This window comes from Thermomonospora sp. CIF 1 (assembly GCF_001896795.1).
GTDB lineage: Bacteria > Actinomycetota > Actinomycetes > Streptosporangiales > Streptosporangiaceae > Thermomonospora > Thermomonospora curvata.
In genome coordinates, this window is the sequence record NZ_MOYN02000018.1 from 127,019 (window position 1) to 149,910 (window position 22,892).

20 protein-coding genes are annotated in these 22,892 nt (G+C 72.0%); 14 read left to right on the forward strand and 6 right to left on the reverse strand.

The genetic code is table 11. The features are described 5' to 3' along the window. Positions 1-71 precede the first annotated feature (71 nt). From BUE48_RS11305 to BUE48_RS11315, 3 genes are all read right to left on the reverse strand, one after another. Positions 72-764 carry a hypothetical protein gene (locus BUE48_RS11305; protein WP_012852629.1) on the reverse strand — a complete coding sequence of 231 codons (693 nt, stop codon included), beginning with the start codon at positions 762-764 and terminating at the stop codon, positions 72-74. Between the two features lie 166 nt (positions 765-930). Further along, complete coding sequence (locus BUE48_RS11310) at positions 931-2,673, reverse strand: helix-hairpin-helix domain-containing protein (protein ID WP_286989768.1); 1,743 nt, start codon at positions 2,671-2,673, stop codon at positions 931-933. Next, positions 2,654-3,592, reverse strand: a complete 939-nt coding sequence (locus tag BUE48_RS11315) for an aldo/keto reductase (RefSeq protein ID WP_286989769.1) — start codon at positions 3,590-3,592, stop codon at positions 2,654-2,656. Before BUE48_RS11315 ends, BUE48_RS11310 begins: the two co-directional genes overlap by 20 nt. Positions 3,593-3,860: 268 nt before the next feature. On the opposite strand from BUE48_RS11315, the gene BUE48_RS11320 reads away from it, so the two are divergent. The 6 genes from BUE48_RS11320 (at position 3,861) to mshC (ending at position 9,061) form a co-directional block, all read left to right on the forward strand. Continuing rightward, on the forward strand, positions 3,861-4,682 hold the full coding sequence (locus BUE48_RS11320) for an undecaprenyl-diphosphate phosphatase (RefSeq protein WP_012852632.1): 822 nt from the start codon (positions 3,861-3,863) through the stop codon (positions 4,680-4,682). Positions 4,683-4,742: 60 nt separating this feature from the next. Beyond that, positions 4,743-5,441 carry a histidine phosphatase family protein gene (locus tag BUE48_RS11325; protein ID WP_041439549.1) on the forward strand — a complete coding sequence of 233 codons (699 nt, stop codon included), beginning with the start codon at positions 4,743-4,745 and terminating at the stop codon, positions 5,439-5,441. A gap of 65 nt (positions 5,442-5,506) precedes the next feature. Beyond that, positions 5,507-6,067: a DUF3090 domain-containing protein gene (locus tag BUE48_RS11330; RefSeq protein ID WP_012852634.1), complete on the forward strand. Its 561-nt coding sequence runs from the start codon at positions 5,507-5,509 to the stop codon at positions 6,065-6,067. Between the two features lie 63 nt (positions 6,068-6,130). After that, on the forward strand, positions 6,131-6,928 hold the full coding sequence (locus BUE48_RS11335) for an SCO1664 family protein (protein ID WP_286989770.1): 798 nt from the start codon (positions 6,131-6,133) through the stop codon (positions 6,926-6,928). Positions 6,929-6,961: 33 nt separating this feature from the next. After that, positions 6,962-7,750: an NRDE family protein gene (locus tag BUE48_RS11340; RefSeq protein ID WP_012852636.1), complete on the forward strand. Its 789-nt coding sequence runs from the start codon at positions 6,962-6,964 to the stop codon at positions 7,748-7,750. A gap of 66 nt (positions 7,751-7,816) precedes the next feature. Further along, positions 7,817-9,061, forward strand: a complete 1,245-nt coding sequence (gene mshC / locus BUE48_RS11345; protein ID WP_286989771.1) for a cysteine--1-D-myo-inosityl 2-amino-2-deoxy-alpha-D-glucopyranoside ligase — start codon at positions 7,817-7,819, stop codon at positions 9,059-9,061. Between the two features lie 39 nt (positions 9,062-9,100). On the opposite strand, the gene BUE48_RS11350 is transcribed toward mshC, so the two are convergent. The 3 genes from BUE48_RS11350 to BUE48_RS11360 form a co-directional block, all read right to left on the reverse strand. Continuing rightward, on the reverse strand, positions 9,101-9,643 hold the full coding sequence (locus BUE48_RS11350; protein ID WP_286989772.1) for a TrmH family RNA methyltransferase: 543 nt from the start codon (positions 9,641-9,643) through the stop codon (positions 9,101-9,103). A gap of 144 nt (positions 9,644-9,787) precedes the next feature. Beyond that, positions 9,788-10,648: a PAC2 family protein gene (locus tag BUE48_RS11355; RefSeq protein WP_012852640.1), complete on the reverse strand. Its 861-nt coding sequence runs from the start codon at positions 10,646-10,648 to the stop codon at positions 9,788-9,790. Between the two features lie 184 nt (positions 10,649-10,832). Beyond that, the gene (locus tag BUE48_RS11360; protein WP_012852641.1) at positions 10,833-11,291 is read right to left on the reverse strand and encodes a universal stress protein; all 459 of its coding nucleotides are present in this window, start codon (positions 11,289-11,291) and stop codon (positions 10,833-10,835) included. A 158-nt stretch (positions 11,292-11,449) separates the two neighbouring features. Here BUE48_RS11360 and metH point away from each other — a divergent pair, with 158 nt between their 5' ends. The 8 genes from metH to BUE48_RS11400 all read left to right on the forward strand — a co-directional run bounded on the left by metH (position 11,450) and on the right by BUE48_RS11400 (position 22,858). Further along, the gene (gene metH, locus BUE48_RS11365; RefSeq protein WP_286989773.1) at positions 11,450-14,923 is read left to right on the forward strand and encodes a methionine synthase; all 3,474 of its coding nucleotides are present in this window, start codon (positions 11,450-11,452) and stop codon (positions 14,921-14,923) included. An 18-nt stretch (positions 14,924-14,941) separates the two neighbouring features. Continuing rightward, positions 14,942-15,598 (forward strand): HAD family hydrolase, encoded by a 657-nt coding sequence (locus BUE48_RS11370; RefSeq protein ID WP_012852643.1) that lies wholly within the window; start codon positions 14,942-14,944, stop codon positions 15,596-15,598. 158 nt (positions 15,599-15,756) lie between these two features. Continuing rightward, complete coding sequence (locus tag BUE48_RS11375) at positions 15,757-16,158, forward strand: hypothetical protein (protein WP_012852644.1); 402 nt, start codon at positions 15,757-15,759, stop codon at positions 16,156-16,158. A gap of 514 nt (positions 16,159-16,672) precedes the next feature. After that, positions 16,673-17,707, forward strand: a complete 1,035-nt coding sequence (locus BUE48_RS11380; protein ID WP_012852645.1) for an ABC transporter permease — start codon at positions 16,673-16,675, stop codon at positions 17,705-17,707. Between the two features lie 38 nt (positions 17,708-17,745). Then, positions 17,746-19,500 carry an ABC transporter substrate-binding protein gene (locus BUE48_RS11385; protein WP_012852646.1) on the forward strand — a complete coding sequence of 585 codons (1,755 nt, stop codon included), beginning with the start codon at positions 17,746-17,748 and terminating at the stop codon, positions 19,498-19,500. A 90-nt stretch (positions 19,501-19,590) separates the two neighbouring features. Next, positions 19,591-20,601, forward strand: coding sequence for an ABC transporter permease (locus BUE48_RS11390; RefSeq protein WP_041439552.1), 1,011 nt, complete (start codon positions 19,591-19,593; stop codon positions 20,599-20,601). Next, positions 20,601-21,686 (forward strand): ABC transporter ATP-binding protein, encoded by a 1,086-nt coding sequence (locus BUE48_RS11395; protein ID WP_012852648.1) that lies wholly within the window; start codon positions 20,601-20,603, stop codon positions 21,684-21,686. Before BUE48_RS11390 ends, BUE48_RS11395 begins: the two co-directional genes overlap by 1 nt. Positions 21,687-21,718: 32 nt before the next feature. Beyond that, positions 21,719-22,858 carry an ABC transporter ATP-binding protein gene (locus tag BUE48_RS11400; RefSeq protein ID WP_281055185.1) on the forward strand — a complete coding sequence of 380 codons (1,140 nt, stop codon included), beginning with the start codon at positions 21,719-21,721 and terminating at the stop codon, positions 22,856-22,858. Positions 22,859-22,892 lie beyond the last annotated feature (34 nt).

The following is a 22,892-nucleotide window of genomic DNA, read 5'->3' on the forward strand; positions in this document are numbered from 1 at the left end:
CGCGAAGTTCCAAAGACGCGAAGGCGCGCGGGCGAAAGCCTCGCGCGCCTTGGTGAGCGGTGTCGGCGTCCTCACCCGGTCCGGCGGCGGGCCCGCCGGGCCAGCACGCTGATGTTCAACGCGCCCACGGCGCCGGCGGCCGCCGAGGCGACGGCCACCAGCACCAGCTGCTCCTGCTGATCCTGGGGCCGCTGGGCGGCCACCGGGGTGATCAGGCGGGTCTCCCCGGGCACCGCCGAGAAGGAGGCGGGCTGAGCGTGGGGGGCGACCTCCGGCGCCGGCAGCGTGCCGGGCAGATCCGCCGCGGCGGCCGCCGGCAGCGCCCGCACCGAGGCGGGGTCGGTGTAGAGGACGGTGCTGCCGGAAGACCCCGAGGGCGGCGGGGCCTGCGGGGAGCGGGGGCGCTGCGGGGACGAGCCGCCGCCCGAGCCGCCGCCTTTGGGCGTTGCGGGCTTGGACTGCTTGGGCTTGGGCTTGGGCGGCTTGGTCTTGGGCGCGGGCTCGGGCTTGGGCTCGATCGGCGGCTGGGACGGCTCGGGCTTGGGCTTGATGGCGTCTTCGATGTTGCCGCGCAGACACTCCCAGTACGCCGGGATGTCCTCTGGTTTCTTGGGCTCGGGGCAGGGCTTGGCCGCCGCGCCCGCCTGGGCGGGCAGCCCCGTCAGCAGCAGCGTGACGGTGCCCGCCGACACGATCGTGGCCGCCGTGGCGATCCGCCGCGTGCGTTGCGTGCCGGGCCGTCGCAGGCGCCGTTCCTCGGACATCGCCCTCCTTCGCCGTCAGGACTTTTGACGGCAAATCTAATGAAGTGGAGATGTGTCGCCAAGATCACAGACCCATCACTTGGGGCGATTTGCGTCCCGCCGGTGCAGTGGCGTCACCGGCGTCCCACCTGTTTCCCGCCTGCCGCCTGTGCCGCGCCCGTCCGCCTCACTGACGCATCAGCCGTGGCAGGCGGGTCTCCCGAGGAGAACCCAGGTTCTCCCGCACGGCGCGCGCCAGGGCCGGCCCGGCGGTGTGCACCACCGACAGGTGCCGCCGGGCGAGGCCGAAAGCGGTCACCGCCAGCGGCCGCGACAGCGCCGATGCGGCCTCCTGAGGGATCACCGCGACCACCGCCGGGTACCGGGCGGCGCGGGCCAGCGCCACCGGGGCCGCCCAGCCGTGCCGCAGCCGCGGCAGCGCCGTGGCGGGCACCTCGACCGGCTCCCGGCCGGTCCCGAACGCCACCCGCAGGCCGGACGGGGAGGCCGCCGTCACGGTGCCGTGCTCGCCCGCCGCCACGCCCGCCACCGGTGCCGCGGCGATCACCCGGTCGCCCGGGTCGAATCCGCCGCACACCCCCGGGCCGGGGTTCAGATGCGCCTTGAGCGCCGCGTTGAGGGCCGCCGCGCCCGCCCGGCCGCCCGCCAGCGGCGTCACCACCTGCACGTCCTGAGGCGCGATCCGCAGGGCGCGGGGAATGGAGTCGGTGACGATCTGGACGGCGCGGTGCACCGCCTCCTCCTCGGCGCGGGCGGGGACGATGACGACCTCCCGGCCGGGCGGGCGCACGGCGGGCAGCTCCCCGCGGCGCACCGCGGCCAGGAAGCCGGCCGGCTGCCCGTGCGCGGCGGCCTCCAGCTCGATCACCGGCACCGTCTCCGAGGCCGCCAGGTCGGCCAGCACCCGGCCCGGCCCGCTGGGCGGCAGCGCGGCCGGATCCCCGCCCAGCACCAGGTGGGTGCCGTCGCCGCACGCCTCCACCAGCGCCGCGGCCGCCTCCACATCCAGCGCCCCGGCGTCGGGGACGACCACCGCCGCGGCCTCCAGCGGACGCTGCTCGCCGCGTCCGAAACCCACCACCCCGGCGGGCGCCCCCGGCGGGCGGGCCGCCTCCAGCAGCTCATACAGCCCGACGGCCCCCTCGCCCAGGGAACGCGCCCCCGTCGCGGTACAGGCGGCCAGCGCCACCGGGACGTCGCAGGAGGCCAGGGCGCGGGCGATGGCGACGGCGGTCTGCTCCACCTCCTCCGGGGCGCCGTGCAGCACGCTCACCCCGGTGCGGGCCGCCGCCGTCAGCGCCAGCGCCCGGTCCTCGGGCAGGTCGGCGCGCAGCGCCCGGACGGTCTCATCGGGCAGCAGCGGCTCGGCGGTGGCCGACAGCCGCTGCAGCCCCTCGGCCGCGGCCTCCTCGGCCAGCGCATAGCGGGACAGGCCCAGTGACTCCTGCGGCTCGGGCGGCTCGTCCTCCTCGGCGAGGGGGTCGAACTCCGCCTCCTCCAGCAGCGTCACCACCTCGGCCTCCTCCAGCGCCGCCTCGATCGCCCGGCTCGGATCGGGCACGCCCAGCGCGCCCAGCGCCGAGACGACCGCCCGAGGCGTCATCGCGGTGTGCCCGCGGCGGGCGGCCTCGGTCAGCACGTGCACCACCAGGGCCCGGCCGCGCCGCACGTCCTCTGCGCGGGCCTGCTCGCCCTGCTGGGCCAGCACCCGGCCGGCGAAGTGGTCGGCCTGCTCGGGCCGTACCCCCGGCACCCGCAGCAGCCGCCAGGGGTCGGCGCGCAGCAGCGCGGCGGCGCGCTCCCCGAGGCGGTCGGCGGCGCGCACCGCATAGGGGGCCGGCACCCCCGCCGAGCCCAGCAGGGCGGCCAGGTCGGGGTCGATGGCGGACTCAGATGTCGGAGATGTCATCGAGGGCGTCGCGGATCTCGTCGGGCAGGGTGACCTTCTCGGCGTCCAAGATGGCCTGCAGCTGGGCGAGGGTGCGCGCGCCGACCAGCGGGGCCGTCACCCCGGGCCGGTCCCGCACCCACGACAGCGCCACCGCCAGCGGCGTGACGTGCAGCCCCTCGGCGGCGGTGACCACCGACTCCACGATCAGCCTGCTCTGCTCGCTGAGGTAGGGCCGGACGAACTCGGCGTAGCGGTCGGTGGCCGCCCGCGAGTCGGCGGGAATGCCGGTGCGGTACTTGCCGGTCAGCACCCCGCGGCCCAGCGGGGACCAGGCCAAGATCCCCACCCCGGCGTCCTCGGCGGCCGGCAGCACCTCGCGTTCGGCGTCCCGGTGCAGCAGCGAGTACTCCACCCCGGCCGACACGATGGGGGCGCGGCCCGGCCAGGCCCGCTGCCAGGATGCGGCCTTGGCCAGCTGCCAGCCGGTGTGGTCGCACACCCCCACGTAGCGGGCGCGGCCGGAGGTCACCGCCTCGTCCAGCGCCGACAGCGTCTCCTCCATCGGGGTCGCCGGGTCGTAGACGTGCAGCTGCCACAGGTCGACATGGTCGATGTCCATGCGGTCCAGCGACTCGTCCAGCGCCGTCAGCAGGTGCCGCCGGGAGGCGTCGTAGCGGCCGTCGGCCCGGATGGCGGACTTGGTGGCGATGACCAGCTCGTCCCGGGGCACCACATGGCGCATCAGCTCCCCGAGCACCCGCTCGCTGTCGCCGTCGCCGTAGATGCCGGCGGTGTCCACCAGCGTGCCGCCCGCCTCCACGAACGCCGTCAGCTGCGCGGCGGCCTCCTCGGGGGGCGTCTCCTGCCCCCAGGTCATCGTCCCGAGCCCCAGCCGCGAGACCCGCAGCCCGCTCCGCCCGAGGTGACGCTGTTCCATAGCTGCGCAGGGTATCGGTCACCGGCCGCCGCGCCATCCCGGTGACGCCTTTTCCGGCCCGCTCCGGTCACGGCCGGAAAGCCGCAGATGACCACAAGGCGACCAGAAACCGGCCGGTCGGTGAACGATGCGGCGAGCGGGCCGCCGGGCGCGCCGCGGCTCGCTACGCTCCCCGGGCGGAGACCGTCTCCGCCCGCATCCAGCGCGCATTTCACGCCGCGTCCGGCCCTGCCCGGACGCCTTGCGATCCGTGAGGGGACCAGCGTCGGTGAACGTCGTGGAAGCGACCGTGCTCGGCATCGTGCAGGGAGCCACCGAGTTCTTGCCGATCTCCAGCTCGGGGCACATGCTCTTTGTGCCGAGACTCCTGGGCCGGCCGGACCCGGGCGCGGCGTTCTCGGCGATCATCCAGCTGGGCACCATGGCCGCGGTGCTGATCTACTTCCGGAGGGACCTGGCGCGCATCGCGGTGACCTGGGCCCGCAGCCTGTGGACCCCGCACCTGCGCACCTGCCAGGACGCCCGGATGGGCTGGTACATCGGGCTGGGCACCGTCCCGATCTGCGTGATGGGCCTGGCCTTCAGCGACTTCATCGAAGACCCGGCCCGCAACCTGTGGCTCAACGCCGCCTCGCTGATCGTCATGGGGCTGCTGCTGATGGTGGCCGAGTGGGCCGGCAGGCAAAGGCACGGCATCGCCGACCTGAACCTGCGCGACGGGCTGATCATCGGCGGCTTCCAGTGCCTGTCGCTGATCCCCGGATCCTCCCGGTCGGGCTCCACGATGACCGGGGCGCTGTTCCTCGGCTACACCCGCGAGGCGGCGGCCCGCTACTCGTTCCTGCTGTCGGTGCCCGCGGTGGTGCTGTCGGGCCTTTACGAGATGCGGCACCTGGGAGACGAGGGGACCGTCCCCGTCGTGCCCACCGTGGTCGCCACAGTGGTGTCCTTCATCGTCGGTTACGCCTCGATCGCCTGGCTGCTGCGCTTCCTGGTGCGGCACTCGGTGATGATCTTCGTCTACTACCGGGTCGCGCTCGGCGCCGTCATCCTCGGCCTGCTGGCGGCCGGGCGGCTCAGCGCCACCTGACCGGCCGCCCGGTGCAGGCCGATGATCGCCGAAGGGCGGGCCGTGGGTTTTAATGCAACGGTGACGACGCTTGTGCTGGTGCGGCACGGACTCACCGAACTGACCGGCCCGGTGCTGGCCGGCTGGACCCCCGGGGTGTCGCTGGACGAACGCGGGCGGGCCCAGGCCCGGGCGGTGGGGGAGCGGCTGGCCCCCCTTCCGCTGGCCGCGGTGGTCTCCAGCCCGCTGGAGCGCTGCCTGCAGACCGCCGAGGCCATCGCCGCCGCGCCCGGCCGCGCCGGCGGCCCCCTGCCGGTGCTGCGCGAGGAGCGCTTCGGCGAGGTCCGCTACGGGCAGTGGACCGGGCGGCCGCTGCAAGAACTGGCCCAAGAGCCGCTGTGGCGCGTCGTCCAGGCCCACCCCAGCGCCGCGGTCTTCCCCGGCGGCGAGGCGCTGGCCGCCGCCCAGCACCGCGCGGTGAGCGCGGTGCGGGAGTGGAACGCGCGCATCGCCGAGCAGGCCGGAGCGCACGCGGCCTACCTGGTGTGCAGCCACGGCGACATCATCAAGGCCATCGTCGCCGACGCCCTGGGCCTGCACCTGGACCACTTCCAGCGCATCCAGATCGACCCGGCGTCGGTGACGGTGATCCGCTACACCGAGCTGCGCCCGTTCCTGGTCCGCCTCAACGACACCGGGACGGGCGCGGAGGGTCTGCTGCCGCCCGAGGGCGACAAGGCGGGAGGCGAAAGCGACGCGCCTGTGGGCGGCGGCGCATGAGGGGGACGGCGTAAGCTCTGTGGCACTCGCGCCGTCCGGGCTCCGCTCGAAGGGAGGTCCTCCCCATGCCCGTCATCTCCTACGACCTGCCCGACAGGTTCGTCGCGGGCGCCATCGGGCGGCCGGGTGAGCGCACCTTCTACCTGCAGGCCCGCTCGGGGAGCCGGATCACCAGCGTGGGGCTGGAGAAGTTCCAGGTCACCATGCTGGCCGAGCGCCTGGAGGAGCTGCTGGACGAGGTGCTGCGGCGCAGCGGGGGCAGCGCCTCGGTGCCCGCGGTGACCCCCGCCGAGCTGCGCGATGACGCCCCGCTGGACCAGCCGGTGGAAGAGGAGTTCCGGGTCGGCACCATGGCGCTGGCCTGGGACCCGCAGGAGGAACGGGTGATCATCGAGGCCCAGGAGCTCACCTCCGGGGGCGGCGTCGAGCCGCTGAGCGCCGAGCCGGGCGCGGGCGACCCCTCGGTGGCGGTGCTGCGGGTGCGCATCACCGCCGGCCAGGCCCGCGCCTTTGCCGAGCGGGCGCTGAAGGTGGTGGCCGCCGGCCGGCCGCCGTGTCCGCTGTGCGGGCTGCCGCTGGACGCCACCGGGCACGTCTGCCCCCGCCAGAACGGGCATCTGGCCTGAAATGCGGGCTCATGCGGGTGGACCCGGCTGGATGCGTCCCGTCCCCGTCGGGAGAATGGACATATGACGCAGCCCTCCCGCTCCTCCCGGGGCCGCGGCGCGCCCGGGGGAGGGATCGACCCCGCCGACACCCAGGCCGCAGAGCAGCTGCTCACCCACGGCAGGCTCACCGTCGAGGGCCGTCTCGTCCAGGCCTCCAACGCCACGCTGTACTGCTCGATCGAATACCAGGGGGTGCGCGCGGCCTGCGTCTACAAGCCGGTGGCGGGGGAGCGGCCGCTGTGGGACTTCCCCGACGGGACGCTGGCCCAGCGTGAGGTGGCCGCCTACCTGGTCTCCCAGGAGACCGGCTGGAACATCGTCCCGCCGACCGTGCACCGCGACGGCCCCTATGGGGTGGGCATGGTGCAGTTGTGGGTCGAGCCCGATCCCAACGTGGACCTGGTCGCCCTGTCGCGCTCCCAGGACGCGGCCATTCGCCGGATGGCCGTGTTCGACGCGGTGATCAACAACGCCGACCGCAAGATCGGGCATCTGCTGCCGCCGGGTGAGCAGTCCCGCGGCGGCCTGCCCGAGGGGCACGTCTACGGCTGCGACCACGGCGTGTGCTTTTCCGTGGACTACAAGCTGCGCACCGTGCTGTGGCAGTGGCGGGGCAAGCCGCTGACCGCCGAGGCCGTCGAGGGGCTGCAGCGCGTGGAGGCCGGGCTGCGCGGCGGGACCCTGGAGCGGCGGCTGAGCGAGCTGCTGACCGCCGAGGAGGTCGCGGCCACGCGGCACCGGGTGGAGCTGATGCTCAAGCACCGCATCCACCCCTATCCCCCCGAGGACTGGCCCGCCATCCCATGGCCCCCGCTCTGACCTTCCTTGGGAGGTAATGATCCAATAGGGGGCATGTGTACAGCCGTGGTGGACTTTGACCCGTCGTCTCCTGTTCCGCTGCTGCTGGTCGGAGTGCGGGACGAGTTCGCCGACCGCCCCTGGCTGCCTCCGGGGCCGCACTGGCCGGACCGGCCCGCCCTGCTGGGCGGGCGTGACCTGCGGGCCGGCGGGACCTGGCTGGCGCTCCACCCGCAGGAGCGGCGCGTCGCCTGCGTCCTCAACGGCCGTGGCCGCCCGGCCCCGGCCGCCGCCCGCGCCTCGCGCGGGGAGCTGCCGCTGCGCGCCGCCGGCGGCGAGGAGCCCAAGGAGTGGGACCTGACCCGCTTCGACCCGTTCCACCTGGTGTGCGCCGACCCGGCCGGGGCGCGGCTGTGGAGCTGGGACGGCCATGAGCTCACCGAGCGGACGCTCGGGGCGGGCCTGCACATCATCGTCAACACCGGGCTGGAAGGCGCCGGTCCCGCGGCGGCCACCGACCCGCAGGAGGCAGAAGGGGCGCGGCAGATGGCGGCCCGCATCGCCCACTTCCGGCCGCGCCTGGCCGCCGCCCGCCGTCCCGCGCCGCGCACGGGCACCACCGCCGCCGCCTGGGGCGAGTGGCTGCCGCTGGTGGAGGGCGATGGGCTGGATCGTTCCGACCCCCGGGCGCTGATCCTCACCCGCCGCTTCCCGCAGGGCCTGTGGGGCACCTCTTCGATCAGCCTGGTGGCGCTGTCCCCGCAGAGCGTGCGCTACGACTTCGCCTCCGCGCGCCGGGAACGGCCGGAGTGGACGACGCTGCTGCCGTCCCCGGGCAACTGAAAACGGGACGACCGGTAAGTGATCTCCCCGCCGAGGTCGAATCAGGGCAAGGATAAGCTTTCAGGCATGCGATCGTGGCCCGCCCCCGAGGTACCCAACCTGCCGGAAGCCGGACTGCCCGGCCCGGCGCTGCCGCTGCATCTCCACGACACCGCCACGGGCACGGTCCGGCCCACCCGGCCGGGCCCCACCGCGCGGATGTACGTGTGCGGCATCACCCCCTATGACGCCACGCACCTGGGGCATGCCGCCACCTATCTGGCCTTCGACCTGGTCAACCGGGTGTGGCGGGACGGCGGCCACAAGGTGTGCTACGTGCAGAACGTCACCGACGTCGACGATCCCCTTTTGGAACGCGCCGAGCAGACCGGGCAGGACTGGCGGGAGCTGGCCGACCGGGAGATCGCCCTGTTCCGCGACGACATGACCGCGCTGCGGATCCTGCCGCCGGACCACTACGTCGGCGCGGTGGAGGCGATCCCGCTGATCGTGGAGATGATCGAGCGGCTGCGCTCGCGCGGGGCCGTCTACGAGGTGAACGGCGACCTGTACTTCCCGATCTCCGCCGACCCCGATTTCGGGCGGGTCAGCGGGCTGACCACCGAGCAGATGCTGCCGCTGTTCGCCGAGCGCGGCGGCGACCCGCAGCGGCGCGGCAAGAAGGACCCGCTGGATGCGCTGCTGTGGCGGGCGCAGCGGCCGGGCGAGCCGAGCTGGGAGTCGCCCTTCGGCCCCGGCCGCCCCGGCTGGCACGTGGAGTGCTCGGCGATCTCCATCCACCACCTGGGCATGGCCTTCGACGTCGAGGGCGGCGGCTCGGACCTGGCCTTCCCGCACCATGAGATGAGCGCCTCGCACGCCCAGGTCGCCACCGGGCGGCACCCGCACGCCAAGGCCTACGTGCACACCGGCATGGTCGGCCTGGACGGCCAGAAGATGTCCAAGTCGCTGGGCAATCTGGTGTTCGTCTCCCGGCTGCGGGCCGACGGCGCCGACCCCATGGCGGTGCGGCTGGCGCTGCTGGCCCACCACTACCGCTCCGACTGGGAGTGGACCGGTGAGGATCTGCCGCGCGCCACCGCCCGCCTGGAGCGCTGGCGCGCCGCGGTGCAGCTGCCCGCCGGCCCGCCGGCCGCCGCGGTGGCCGCCGAGGTCCGCCGCCACCTGTCCCAGGACCTGGACGCCCCGTCCGCCCTGGTGACCGTGGACCGCTGGGCCGAGCAGGCCCTGGCCGACGCCGGCGAGCGCGACCCGGCCGCCCCCGCCCAGGTCCGCGCCGTCGTCGACGCGCTGCTGGGCGTGGCCCTGTGACCTTCCCGCCGCCCTCCTCCGGGAGGGGCGGCGGAAAGGTCACACCAGGCCGGCCAGCTTGTAGAGCACCAGGGAGCCGGCCACCGCCACGTTCAGGCTGTGCCCGGTGCCCACCATCGGGATCTCCACCGCCGCATCCAGCAGGTCCAGCGCCTCATCGGGGATGCCGCGGCTCTCATGCCCGAGCACCGCGATCGTGGGGGTGCGCGCCGGCGGCAGGTCGGCCAGCCGCACCGCGCCCTCGGCCACTTCCACCCCCAGCACGCGAAACCCTTCGGCGCGCCGCTTCAGCAGCCAGGCGCACGGGTCGCCGGTCCAGTGCACGCACGCCCGGTGGCGCAGGGTGTTGCCGCGCCGCAGCGCCTCGGGCACCCACGGCAGGCGCGGCACCGCCAGGCAGGCGCCGACCGCGTCACAGGTCCGCAGCAGCGTTCCCAGATTGGCGCCGTGCAGCGGCCACAGCGGAGCGGCGATCAGAAAATTCCAGCACGAGTGCGGACGCGGCCGCCGTTTGCGGCGCAGTTCACGGCGGGGCACCACGCGCAGAGCCGGGGAGGGCCCGCCGGCCCGTGCGGCGCTCATCGCGCCGGGGCGTGCTCGCCCCCCTTGCATGCTGTGATCTTCATGGCGTCCATATGATGCGCACTCAGCGGCGTGCGCGAGCCGTCGACGAAGACGAAGCGGGGCCGGTGGAAGACCTCCACCGGCCCCAGCATAGATCAACGGTCAGCCGATGTCCCGGCCCCGCAGGTAACGCTCGAACTCGTGGGCGATGGCCTCCCCGCTGGCCTCCGGCAGCTCCGCGGCGTCCTTTTGGTCCTCCAGCGCCCGCACGTACTCGGCGACCTCGCTGTCCTGCTCGGCCAGCTCGTTGACCCCGTGCTCCCAGGCGCGCGCCTCCTCGGGCAGCTCGCCCAGCTCCACGGTCAGGTCCAGCAGGTCCTCCACCCGGCGCAGCAGCGCCAGCGTCGCCTTGGGGGAGGGAGGCTGGGAGACGTAGTGCGGCACCGACGCCCACAGCGCCACCGTGTCGATGCCGGCCCTGCCGAGCGCGTCCTGCAGCACCCCCAGGATCCCGGTGGGACCCTCGTAGCTGCTGGGCTCGTAGCGGCTGGGCTCCAGATTCAGCTGCTCGGCCACGGTCGCGCCGGAGGCGCTGCCGCTGACCGGGACCGGCCGGGTGTGCGGCGAGTCGGCCAGCAGCGCGCCCAGCAGCACCGCCGCCCGCACGCCCAGCCGCTGGAGCACCTCCAGCAGCTCCGCGCAGAACGACCGCCAGCGGAAGTTGGGCTCGATGCCGCGGATCAGCACCACGTCCCGCGGCGAGCCCTCCGGGCGCGCCCACAGGATCCGGGTGGTGGGCCAGGTGATGCTGCGCACCCCTTCGTCGGTCAGCTCGATCGTCGGCCGGGTGACCTGGAAGTCGTAGTAGTCTTCCGGGTCCAGCTCCGCCACCGGGGCAGCCTGCCAGGCGGCCTCCAGGTGCCTGATGACTCCGCTGGCCGCTTCCCCGGCGTCGTTCCAGCCCTCAAAGGCGGCGACCAGGACCGGGTCGACCAGCTCGGGCACGTTCTCGAACTCGACCACCCGCTGCCTCCTTCCGACCTAGGTACAGCGTCCGGATGCGCACCGTTGTTCCCGGATCCGGGCCGCCGGGACGCACCCATGATCGAATAACGCCACCCTACGTCCTGGTGGCCGCGGGGCCGACCCCCTTGCACCGTGACCTTGGGGTAACCGCGGTCCGCGCGGCGGGCAAGGGGGCCGGCGCTCACTTGCCGTCGGTGGTGTGGACGATCAGGATGTCGCAGGGAGAGCGGTGGGAGAGGTTGGCCGGGACCGAGCCCAGGATCCGGCCGGCCAGGCTGTTGAGCCCGCGGTTGCCCACCACCATCAGGTCGGCGCGGCGGTCCTTGGCCACCTTGACCAGGACGTCCACCGCGTCGCCCTCCACCGCGATCTCCTGGATGTCCTTGGCGCCGGCCGCTATGGCGCGCTCCCGGGCGGCCCGCAGCGCGTCTTCGGCCGGGGTCGCGCCCTGCACCTTGTAGGCCAGGTCGCCCAGCTGGTCGGCGGCGCTCAGCCGCTTGCGCTCGCTCATGGGGTGATAGGCGGAGGCGAGCACCAGCGTCGCGCCGGTGTCGGCCGCCAGCCGGGCGGCCTGTTCCACCGCGCGGAAGGAAGAATCCGAGCCGTCGGTGCCGACGAGAATGGTGCGGTACGAGGCCATCGCCGCTCCTTACCGAGGAGTAGTTACGGAGGGGCACGTTAGCGGTCCGCACACGCTTCCGTCACCTGTTGCGGCCTTCCTCACCGCCCGCGCCTTGCGCCTGTGATGTCCCGGACGCGCAAGCCGCGGCCGGGCGCGGCCGGATAGAGTGACCAACCATGAGCGCTACCCCACAGTCGTTGCGTCAGGCCCTGCGAGAACGAGTCGTCGTGGCCGACGGCGCGATGGGAACGATGCTCCAGGCCCACAACCCCACGCTGGACGATTTCCAGGGGTATGAGGGCTGCAACGAGATCCTCAACGTCACCCGTCCCGACATCGTCCGCGCCGTGCACGCGGCCTACCTCGACGCCGGTGTCGACTGTGTGGAGACCAACACCTTCGGCGCCAACCTCGGCAACCTCGGCGAGTACGGCATCACCGACCGGATCGAGGAGCTGGCCGAGGCCGGCGCCCGCATCGCCCGCGAGGTCGCCGACTCCTACAGCACGCCCGAGCGGCCCCGCTGGGTCATCGGCTCCATCGGCCCGGGCACCAAGCTGCCCACCCTCGGCCACGTCTCCTACGGCGAGCTGCGCGAGTCCTACCGGCGCACCGCCGCCGGGCTGATCGCCGGCGGCGCGCACGCCCTGCTGGTGGAGACCTGCCAGGACCTGTTGCAGGTCAAGGCCGCCCTCAACGGCGCCAAGCAGGCCGTCGCCGAGGCCGGGGCGGACGTGGTCCTCATCGCCCAGGTGACGATCGAGCAGAACGGCGCCATGCTGCTGGGCTCGGAGATCGGCGCCGCGCTCACCGCGCTGGAGCCGCTGGGCATCGACCTGATCGGCCTCAACTGCGCCACCGGCCCGGCCGAGATGAGCGAGCACCTGCGGTACCTGTCCCGCCACGCACGGGTCGGCCTGTCGTGCATGCCGAACGCCGGGCTGCCGGAGCTGACCCCCGACGGCGCCCGCTACCCGCTGACCCCCCAGGAGCTGGCCGACGCCCACGACGCCTTCACCCGCGACTACGGCCTGTCCCTGGTCGGCGGCTGCTGCGGCACCACCCCTGAGCACCTGCGGCTGGTCGTCGAACGGGTCCGCGGCCGGGAACTGGCCCCCCGCAGGCCCCGTCCCGAGCCCGGCGCCTCCTCGCTGTACCAGCACGTGCCGTTCAAGCAGGACACCTCCTACCTGGCGATCGGGGAGCGCACCAACGCCAACGGCTCCAAGGCCTTCCGCGAGGCGATGCTGGCCGAACGCTGGGACGACTGCGTGCGCATCGCCCGCGACCAGGCCCGCGACGGCGCCCACATGATCGACCTGTGCGTGGACTACGTCGGCCGCGACGGCGTGGCCGACATGAAGGAGCTGGCCTTCCGGCTGGCCACCGCCTCCACGCTGCCGATCATGCTGGACTCCACCGAGCCGGCCGTGCTGCGGGCCGGGCTGGAGATGCTCGGCGGGCGCGCCGTGGTCAACTCGGTCAACTACGAAGACGGCCGCGGACCCGGCTCGCGCTTCCACCGCACCATGACCGCCGTCCGCGAGCACGGCGCCGCCGTGGTGGCGATGTGCATCGACGAAGGCGGCCAGGCCCGCACCCGCGAGGACAAGGTCCGCATCGCCTGCGAGATCATCGAGGACCTGACCGGCAACTGGGGGATGCGCCTTGAGGACATCGTCGTCGACTGCCTGACCTTCCCCATCGCCACCGGCCAGGAGGAGACCCGCCGCGACGCCCTGGAGACCATCGAGGCGATCGCCGAGCTCAAGCGCCGCTACCCGCAGGTGCAGACCACCCTCGGCATCTCCAACGTCTCCTTCGGGCTGAACCCGGCCGCCCGGGTGGTGCTGAACTCGGTGTTCCTCAACGAGTGCGTCAACGCCGGCCTGGACTCGGCCATCGTGCACGCCTCCAAGATCCTGCCGATGAACCGCATCCCCGACGAGCAGCGCCAGGTCGCCCTGGACATGGTCTACGACCGGCGCCGCGAGGGCTACGACCCGCTGCAGCGGTTCATGGAGCTGTTCGAGGGCGTCAGCGCCAAGGAGCTGCGCGCCTCCCGGGCCCAGGAGCTGGCCGCGCTGCCGCTGTGGGAGCGCCTCAAGCGCCGCATCATCGACGGCGAGGCCAACGGGATGGAGGCCGACCTGGACGAGGCGCTGGCCTCCCGTCCCGCCCTGGAGATCATCAACGACGTGCTGCTGGACGGCATGAAGACCGTCGGCGACCTGTTCGGCTCCGGGCAGATGCAGCTGCCGTTCGTGCTGCAGAGCGCCGAGGTGATGAAGGCCGCGGTGGCCTACCTCGAGCCGCACATGGAAAAGTCCGCCGACGGCGGCAAGGGCCGCATCGTGCTGGCCACCGTCAAGGGCGACGTGCACGACATCGGCAAGAACCTGGTCGACATCATCCTCTCCAACAACGGCTACGAGGTGATCAACCTCGGCATCAAACAGCCGATCTCGGCCATCGTGGAGGCCGCCAAGGAGCACCGCGCCGACGTGATCGGCATGTCCGGGCTGCTGGTGAAGTCCACGGTGGTCATGAAGGAGAACCTGGAGGAGCTCAACGCCCGCGGCCTGGCCCGCCAGTGGCCGGTGCTGCTCGGCGGCGCCGCGCTGACCCGCGCCTACGTCGAGCAGGACCTGGCCGAGCTGTTCGACGGCGAGGTCCGCTATGCCCGCGACGCCTTTGAGGGCCTGCGGCTGATGGACGCCTTCATGGCCGTCAAGCGCGGCGAGGAGGGCGCCCAGCTGCCGCCGCTGCGCAAGCGGCGGGTCGCAAGCGGCGCGAAACTGAAGGTCACCGCGCCGGAGGACATGCCGGCCCGCTCCGATGTGGCCACCGACAACCCGGTGCCCGAGCCGCCGTTCTGGGGCGACCGCATCGTCAAGGGCATCCCGCTGGCCGACTACGCCGCCTTCCTGGACGAGCGGGCCACCTTCATGGGGCAATGGGGCCTCAAGCCCGCCCGCGGCGGCGACGGCCCCTCCTATGAGGAGCTGGTGGAGACCGAGGGCCGGCCCCGGCTGCGCATGTGGCTGGACCGCATCCAGTCCGAGGGGCTGATCGAGGCCGCGGTGGTCTACGGCTACTTCCCGGCCGTCAGCGAGGGCGACGACCTGGTCATCTTGAACGACGACGGGTCCGAGCGCGAGCGCATCACCTTCCCCCGCCAGCGCCGCGACCGGCACCTGTGCCTGGCGGACTTCTTCCGGCCCCGGGAGTCGGGGGAGACCGACGTGGTGGCCTTCCAGCTGGTCACCGTGGGCGCGAAGGTCTCCCAGGCCACCGCCGAGCTGTTCGCCAAGAACTCCTACCGCGAGTACCTGGAGCTGCACGGGCTGTCGGTCCAGCTCACCGAGGCGCTGGCCGAGTACTGGCACGCCCGGGTGCGCGAGGAGATCGGCTTCGGCGACCAGGACCCCGCCGACCTGGACGGCTTCTTCAAGGTCGACTACCGGGGCGCCCGCTACTCCTTCGGCTACCCGGCCTGCCCCGACCTGGAGAACCGCGCCGTGGTGATGCGGTTGCTGCGGCCGGAGCGGATCGGCGTCACCCTCTCGGAGGAGTTCCAGCTGGTGCCCGAGCAGTCCACCGACGCGCTCATCGCCCACCACCCCGAGGCCAAGTACTTCAACGTCTGACGACCCGGAAGGAGACCTGTGGCGGGCGGCGGGCTGCAGGCCGTCCTGTTCGACATGGACGGCCTGCTGATCGACTCCGAGCCGATGTGGCTGGAGGTCGAGACCGAGGTGATGGCCTGGCTGGGCGGCGAGTGGGGCCCGCAGCACCAGCAGAAATTGCTGGGCGGCTCGGTGACCTACGCCGCGCACTACATGCTGTCGCTGGTCGAGGCGACGGTCGCGCCGCAGGAGGTGGAGCGGCGGCTGGTGGACGGCATGGCCGAGCGGCTGGCCGGGTCCGTGCCGCTCATGCCCGGCGCCAAGGAGCTGCTCGCCGAGGTGCGCGCGGCCGGGGTGGCGACCGCGCTGGTGTCCTCCAGCGAACGCCGCCTGGTCGAGGCGGCCCTGGCCGGCATCGGCCGCGAGCACTTCGACGTCACCGTGGCCGGTGACGAGGTCGCCCGCCGCAAACCCGACCCCGAGCCGTACCTGACCGCCATGGCGCGTCTGGGGGTCTCTCCGGGGCGCTGCGTGGTGCTGGAGGACTCGCCCACCGGCCTGGCCGCCGCCGAGGCCGCCGGCTGCGTGACCGTGGCGGTGCCCGGCGTGGTCCCCGTGCCGCCCGCCCCCGGCCGAACCGTCGTGGAATCGTTGCGGAACGTTGACCTGCAGATGCTGAACGGCCTGCTGCCCTGAGCGCCGTCCGTCGGCAGGCCGCGCCCTCCCGGCGGCTACCGCCACGGTAGGAGGACCCCGGAGCGGGAACCGTCCGGCCGGAGGAGGGGTCTTTGTCTGTGTACGTGTGACGATGGCAGGAGACACACGGCGCGGACACGAAGGTGGGGGAAGCCGGCATGGGCGATGGGATGCTCTTTGTGATCAGCCTCGGGATCACGCTGCTGGGACTGGTCATCAGCTACGGGGTGGGCAAGCGCCGGGGCGCGGCCTCCGGCCTGCGCGGGGCCGCCTGGTCGCTGGTGCCGCTGGCGGCCACGCTGACCGGGGTCACCGAGTTCGTCATCGAGCTGGCCTTCAGCCCCGCCCGGTGGGCGGGCGTGGCGCTGGCCGGGCTGAGCGTGCTGCTCTACCTGGTCTCCGGAGTGATGCTCAGCAAGCGCGCCGGACGCGCCGAGGTGGTCGGCGAGCGGCGGGAGGAACGCCGGCAGCGGCGGGCCGTGCAGCCGCCGGCGGGAGCGGCCGCGGACCCGGAGATGGCCGAGATCGAGGAGATCCTCCGTCGGCGCGGCATCCACTGAACCTTGTGCAACGCGCCGTCTCCGCAGTCCGGGACGGGGGCACCGCGGTCTGGGCCGATGCCGTGATCTGCGACGTCGCGGCAGCGGAGGGCGCCGGGGCTCCGGCCCCCGGTGCCTTGGACCACGTGTTGAGACAGGTTCAGCGGGGAATCCCGCGATGACCGAGAATCTTCGCCTCAGCGACCGGCTCGAAGGATGAACGGTATCGAACGAGACTCAAAACGGTAAAGGTTCCCGTAGTACCCCTGCTTCGATTTGGTGCAACGCTCCTACCCGGGCGTAACATCTGGGCGTTTTGTTCTGCCGGACGGCCGTTGAGACGGCACGTGCCCCAGATGACAGTGAGATCACAAGTCGTCCACGGGTAGTTGCCTCCATGGCCGCCCGGGGGGACTCTCTGGCTGGAGGGTTGGCTTTCGCTCCAGCAAACCCCGCTGTCAGAAGCCGGGACGCGACCGATGCCCGGTCCCGGTGCTCCTCGGCAGCGGTGCCGACGTACAGGGAGGTACGGAGCGTGACCGCACCGATCGAGGTGTCCGGGGCCGAGACCGAGGCGCAGCCCGAGGCCGTCCTGGCGGGGGTCGGCAAGAAGGCCATCGAGGGCCGTTCCCTGGGCCAGATCGCCTGGATGCGCCTCAAGCGCGACCGGGTCGCCATGGCCGGCGGCGTCGTGATCGTCCTGCTGGTTCTGGTGGCGGTGTTCGCTCCGCTGGTGGTCAAGCTGCTCGGCCACCCTCCCAACGAGTACCACCAGGAGTACATCGACCCCACCCTCGGCACCCCGACCGGCCGGTTCGGCGGCATCAGCACCGAGTTCCTGTTCGGCCTGGAACCGGTCAACGGGCGCGACCTGTTCAGCCGGATCGTCTACGGCGCCCGGGTGTCGCTGCTCATCGGCTTCCTGGCCACCCTGCTGGCGGTGGTCATCGGCACCACTCTGGGCGTGATCGCCGGCTACTTCGGCGGCTGGGTGGACTCGCTGATCGCCCGCGCCATGGACGTCTTCCTGGCCTTCCCGCTGCTGCTGTTCGCCATCGCGCTGGTGGGCGTGATCCCCAACCGGATGGAGATCCTGCCGTGGGGGCCGGACTTTTTGCACTGGTTCACCCTGGAGGGCAACGCGCTGCGGATGGCGCTGCTGGTGTTCATCATCGGCTTCTTCAGCTGGCCCTACATCGGCCGCATCGTGCGCGGCCAGACGATGTCGCTGCGCGAGCGGGAGTTCGTCGATGCGGCCCGCAGCATGGGCGCCGGCAACACCTACATCCTCGTCCGCGAGATCCTGCCCAACCTGGTCGCGCCGATCCTGGTGTACTCCACCCTGCTGATCCCGACCAACATCCTCTTCGAGGCAGCGCTGTCCTTCCTGGGCGTGGGCATCAACCCGCCGGCGCCCTCGTGGGGAGGCATGCTCACCCAGGCGACCTCGCTGTATTCAGTCGCGCCGCACTTTGTGATCGTCCCGGGCCTGGCCATCTTCGTCACCGTCATGGCCTTCAACCTCTTCGGTGACGGCCTGCGCGACGCCCTGGACCCGCGGACCCGATGACCCCCGGTATTCCACCGGCCGACACTGAAAGGGAATTCATGAAAACTCCCAAAGTCTGGGCAGCGCTGACGGCGGGCGCCGTCGCGCTCAGTCTGGGCCTGACCGCCTGCGGCGGCGGCGATGACGGCGACAGCGACAGCTCGGGCCTTAAGTTCGACGCCGGGACCAACGGCATCGTCAACCCGTCCGACAAAAAGGGCGGCACGCTGAAGGTGGGGATGAGCGACGACTTCGACTCCACCGACCCCGGCGACACCTACTACGCCTTCGGCAACAACTTCATCCGGCTGTACACCCGGACGCTGATGACCTACACCTCCCAGCCGGGCGCTGCGGGCCTCAAGCCCTCGCCCGACCTGGCCGAGGCCCCGGGTGTGCCCAGCGACGACAACAAGACCTGGACCTTCAAGCTCAAGAAGGGCCTGAAGTACGAAGACGGCACGGAGATCAAGGCCGAGCACATCAAGTACGCGGTCGCCCGCACCTACGACCGCGGCGTCCTCGGCCACGGCCCGGCCTACTTCCCCCAGCTGCTGGACGCCGACGGCTACAAGGGCCCCTACAAGGACAAGAACCTCGACAACTTCAAGGGCATCGAGACCCCCGACGACTACACCCTGATCTTCAAGCTCAAGGAGCCCTTCCCCGAGTTCAACGAGCTGGTGACCTTCTCCGGCCAGACCGCCCCCGTGCCGCCGGACAAGGACAAGGGCGCCCAGTACCGGCTGCGTCCGCTCTCCTCCGGCCCCTACAAGTGGGAGGGCAACTACCAGCCGAAGAAGGGCGGCGTGCTGGTCCGCAACGAGCACTGGGACCCCAGCACCGACCCCAACCGCAAGGCGCTGCCGGACCGCATCGAGGTCATCGCCGGCATTGAGGCCAACGAGGTCGACAACCGCCTGATGAACGGCGAGCTCCACGTCGACCTGGCCGGCAGCGGCGTGCAGGACGCCGCCCGGCAGAAGATCCTCACCAACCCGGACCTGAAGGCCAAGGCCGACAACCCGCTGGCCGGCTTCCACTGGTACATCCCGATCAACCTCAAGACCATCCCCAACCTGGAGTGCCGCAAGGCGATCGTGTACGCCGCCGACCGGGACGCCATGTGGCGCGCCTACGGCGGTGACGTCGGCGGCGAGCGGGCCACCTCCATCCAGCCGCCGAACATCGCCGGCCGCCAGAAGGGCACCGACTTCTACACCTCCACCGCCCCCGGCTACAAGGGCGATGTGGACAAGGCCAAGGAGGCCCTGCAGAAGTGCGGCAAGCCCGACGGCTTCTCGACCACCATGGTCTACCGCAGCGACCGGCCCAAGGAGAAGGCCGTCGCCGAGGCCCTGGAGCAGTCGCTGGCCCGGGTCGGCATCAAGCTGACCCTCAAGGGCTACCCGGCCGGCACCTACACCGGTGAGCAGCTCGGCTCCCCGTCCTTCGTCAAGAAGGAGAACATCGGCCTGGGCACCTACGGCTGGGCGCCCGACTGGCCCACCGGCTACGGCTACCTGCAGGCGCTCACCGACGGCAAGGCGATCGTCGAGGCCGGCAACACCAACGTCTCCGAGCTGGACGACCCTGAGATCAACAAGCTCTGGAACGACGTGGTGAAGATCACCGACGCCGCCGAGCGCGAGAAGATCTACAACCGGATCGACGAGAAGGCGCGCGAGCTGGCCGCCATCCTGCCCAACGTCTACGCCAAGTCCCTGCTGTACCGGCCGGAGACGCTGACCAACGTCTACTTCCACCAGGGCTTCGGCATGTACGACTACGCCAACCTCGGTGTGACCGGCTGAGGTCGACGTCCCGCTTCTCCCTAGAGAGGGTGAAGGCAACGGGTGGCCGGCGGAGCCCAGCGGCCCCGCCGGCCACCCCCGCCGCCTACCGTGATCACATTCATCGTCCGCAGGCTGCTCGGCGCCGTGGTGCTGATGTTCGTCATCACCGCGGTGACCTTCGCCATCTTCTTCCTCGTGCCCAGGGCCGCCGGAGTGACCCCGGACGACCTGGCCGCCCGCTACGCCGGCAAGTCGCCCACACCCGAGGCGCTCGCCCAGATCAAGGAGCGCCTGGGGCTGGATGAGCCGGTGGCGGTCCAGTACGGCCTGTTCGTCAAGGCGCTCGTGCTCGGGGACACCTACGACACCGGGACCGCCGAGATCGAATGCCCGGCGCCGTGCCTGGGCTATTCCTTCCGCACCAGCACACCGGTATTGGAGGAGATCCTCAGCCGGGCGCCGGTGACCTTGTCGGTGGCGCTGGGGGCCGCGGTCCTGTGGGTGATCTTCGGGGTCGGCATCGGGGTGCTGTCGGCGCTGCGCCGCGGCAGCCTGTTCGACCGGATGGCGATGGTCACCGCCCTGGCCGGCGTGTCACTGCCCATCTTCTTCACCGGCCTGCTGTCGCTGGCGTTCGTCGTGCACGCCTGGGGGTGGCTGCCCTCGCCCAGCTACGTGCCGCTGACCAAGGACCCGGCGGGCTGGTTCAGCGGGCTGATCCTGCCGTGGATCACCCTGGCCTTCCTGTATGCGGCCATGTACGCCCGGCTCACCCGGGCGGGCATGCTGGAGACGATGAACGAGGACTTCATCCGCACCGCGCGCGCCAAGGGCCTGCCCGAGCGCACCGTGGTGGTCAAACACGGGCTGCGGGCCGCCCTGACCCCGCTGCTGACGGTCTTCGGCCTGGACCTGGGGGTGCTGCTGGGCGGCGCGGTGCTGACCGAAAAGACCTTCTCCCTGAAGGGACTGGGGCAGCTGTCGCTGGACGGGGTCATCCAAAGCGACCTTCCGGTGGTGCTCGGGGTGGTGCTGTTCGCGGCGCTGTTCGTGGTGTTGGCCAACTTGATCGTGGACATCCTCTACGGGGTCGTGGATCCGAGGGTGAGGCACAGCTGATGGGGGACGAGCGACCCGCCAAGACACTGGAGGAGGCCCCGGCGGCCCCGGCCGCGGACGCGCCGCCGACCGCCTTTTTGGAGGTCCGCGACCTTCGCATCCACTTCCCGACCGACGACGGCCTGGTCAAGGCGGTCGACGGGCTGTCGTTCACCCTGGAGCGGGGGCGCACCCTGGGCATCGTGGGCGAGTCCGGCTCCGGCAAGTCGGTGACCAGCCTGGGCATCCTCGGCCTGCACAACCGCACCAACGCCCGCATCTCCGGGCAGATCTGGCTGGACGGCAAGGAGCTGGTCAGCGCCCCGCCCGAGGAGGTCCGCAAGCTGCGCGGCCGGCGGATGGCGATGATCTTCCAGGACCCGCTGTCGGCGATGCACCCCTTCTACACGGTGGGCGACCAGATCATCGAGGCCTACCGGGTGCACCACGACGTCAGCAAGAAGGTCGCCCGCAAGCACGCCATCGACATGCTCGGCCGGGTCGGCATCCCCCGGCCCGAGCGGCGGGTGGACGACTACCCGCACCAGTTCTCCGGCGGCATGCGCCAGCGCGCCATGATCGCCATGGCGCTGTCGTGCAACCCCGAGCTGCTGATCGCCGACGAGCCCACCACCGCGCTGGATGTGACGGTGCAGGCGCAGATCCTGGACCTGATCCGCGACCTGCAGCAGGAGTACAACTCCGCGGTCATCATGATCACCCACGACCTGGGGGTGGTGGCCGAGCTGTCGGATGAGATCTGCGTGATGTACGCCGGGCGCAGCGTGGAGCAGGCCAGTGTGGAGGACGCCTTCTACCGGCCGCAGCACCCCTACACCTGGGGCCTGCTCGGCTCGATGCCGCGCCTTGACCGCGAGCGCGCCGACCGGCTGATGCCGATCAAGGGCACCCCGCCCAGCCTGATCAACGTGCCGAACGGCTGCGCGTTCGCCCCCCGCTGCGCCTACGCCCAGCTGACCGGGGGCAAGAGCGGCACCGAGCGGCCCGAGCTGGCGGAGGTCGCGCCCGGCCACAAGGTGGCCTGCCACCTGCCGCCGCAAAAGCGCAGGGAAATCTGGGAAACCGAGATCCGGCCGAAGCTGTGACGGACGTGGGCGCAAAGAAAGGCGAGGCGATCGTGAGCACCCCGCAGCCGGAGGGGCGGACGCAAAGTGCGCGCCCCGAGCCGAGCGGCGAGCCGCTGCTGCAAGTGGAGAACCTGGGCAAGCACTTCCCGGTCACCGCCGGGCTGCTGCGCCGTCAGGTCGCGGCGGTCAAGGCCGTCGACGGCGTCTCCTTCAGCGTGCGCAAGGGCGAGACGCTCGGGCTGGTGGGCGAGTCCGGCTGCGGCAAGACCACCACCGGCCGGATGATCATGCGGCTGCTGGAGCCCAGCTTCGGCCGGATCGTCTTCGAGGGCACCGACATCACTCATCTGTCGCAGCGGCAGATGCGCCCGCTCCGCCGCGACCTGCAGATGATCTTCCAGGACCCCTACTCGTCGCTGAACCCCCGCCAGACGGTCGGCGCGATCGTAGGGGCCCCTTTTAGGCTGCAGAAGATCCAGACCGAGCACGGCGTCAAGAAGGCCGTGCAGGAGCTGCTGGAGCTGGTCGGCCTCAACCCCGAGCACTACAACCGCTACCCGCACGAGTTCTCCGGCGGCCAGCGCCAGCGCATCGGCATCGCCCGCACCCTGGCCCTCAAACCCAAGCTGATCATCGCCGACGAGCCGGTCTCGGCGCTGGACGTCTCCATCCAGGCCCAGGTGATCAACCTGCTGGAGGACCTGCAGGACGAGCTGGACCTGACCTATGTCCTGATCGCCCACGACCTGTCGGTGGTGCGGCACATCTGCGACCGGGTCGCGGTGATGTACCTGGGCAAGATCGTCGAGATCGCCGACCGCACCGGCCTGTACACCACGCCGATGCACCCCTACACCAAGGCGCTGCTGTCGGCGGTGCCGATCCCCGACCCGGCCGGCCGGGAGAAGCGCGAGCGCATCCGGCTGACCGGCGATGTGCCCAACCCGCTGGACCCGCCGCCGGCCTGCCGCTTCCACACCCGCTGCTGGAAGGCCCAGGCGATCTGCAAGCAGGTCGAGCCGCCGCTGGTGGAACTGGCCCCCGGGCACGTGGCCGCCTGCCACTTCCCCGAGAACGCCCCCGAGGGCGCCACCGAGCTGGTCGCCCGGGCCGCCGCCGAACGCGACCGGGCCGCGGGCGCCGGCAAGACCGAGGAGGGCAAGGGGCGGCTCCGCAAGCTCAAGGTCTGACCGCAGCAGGACGTCCCGGCAGACGAGCAGAGCC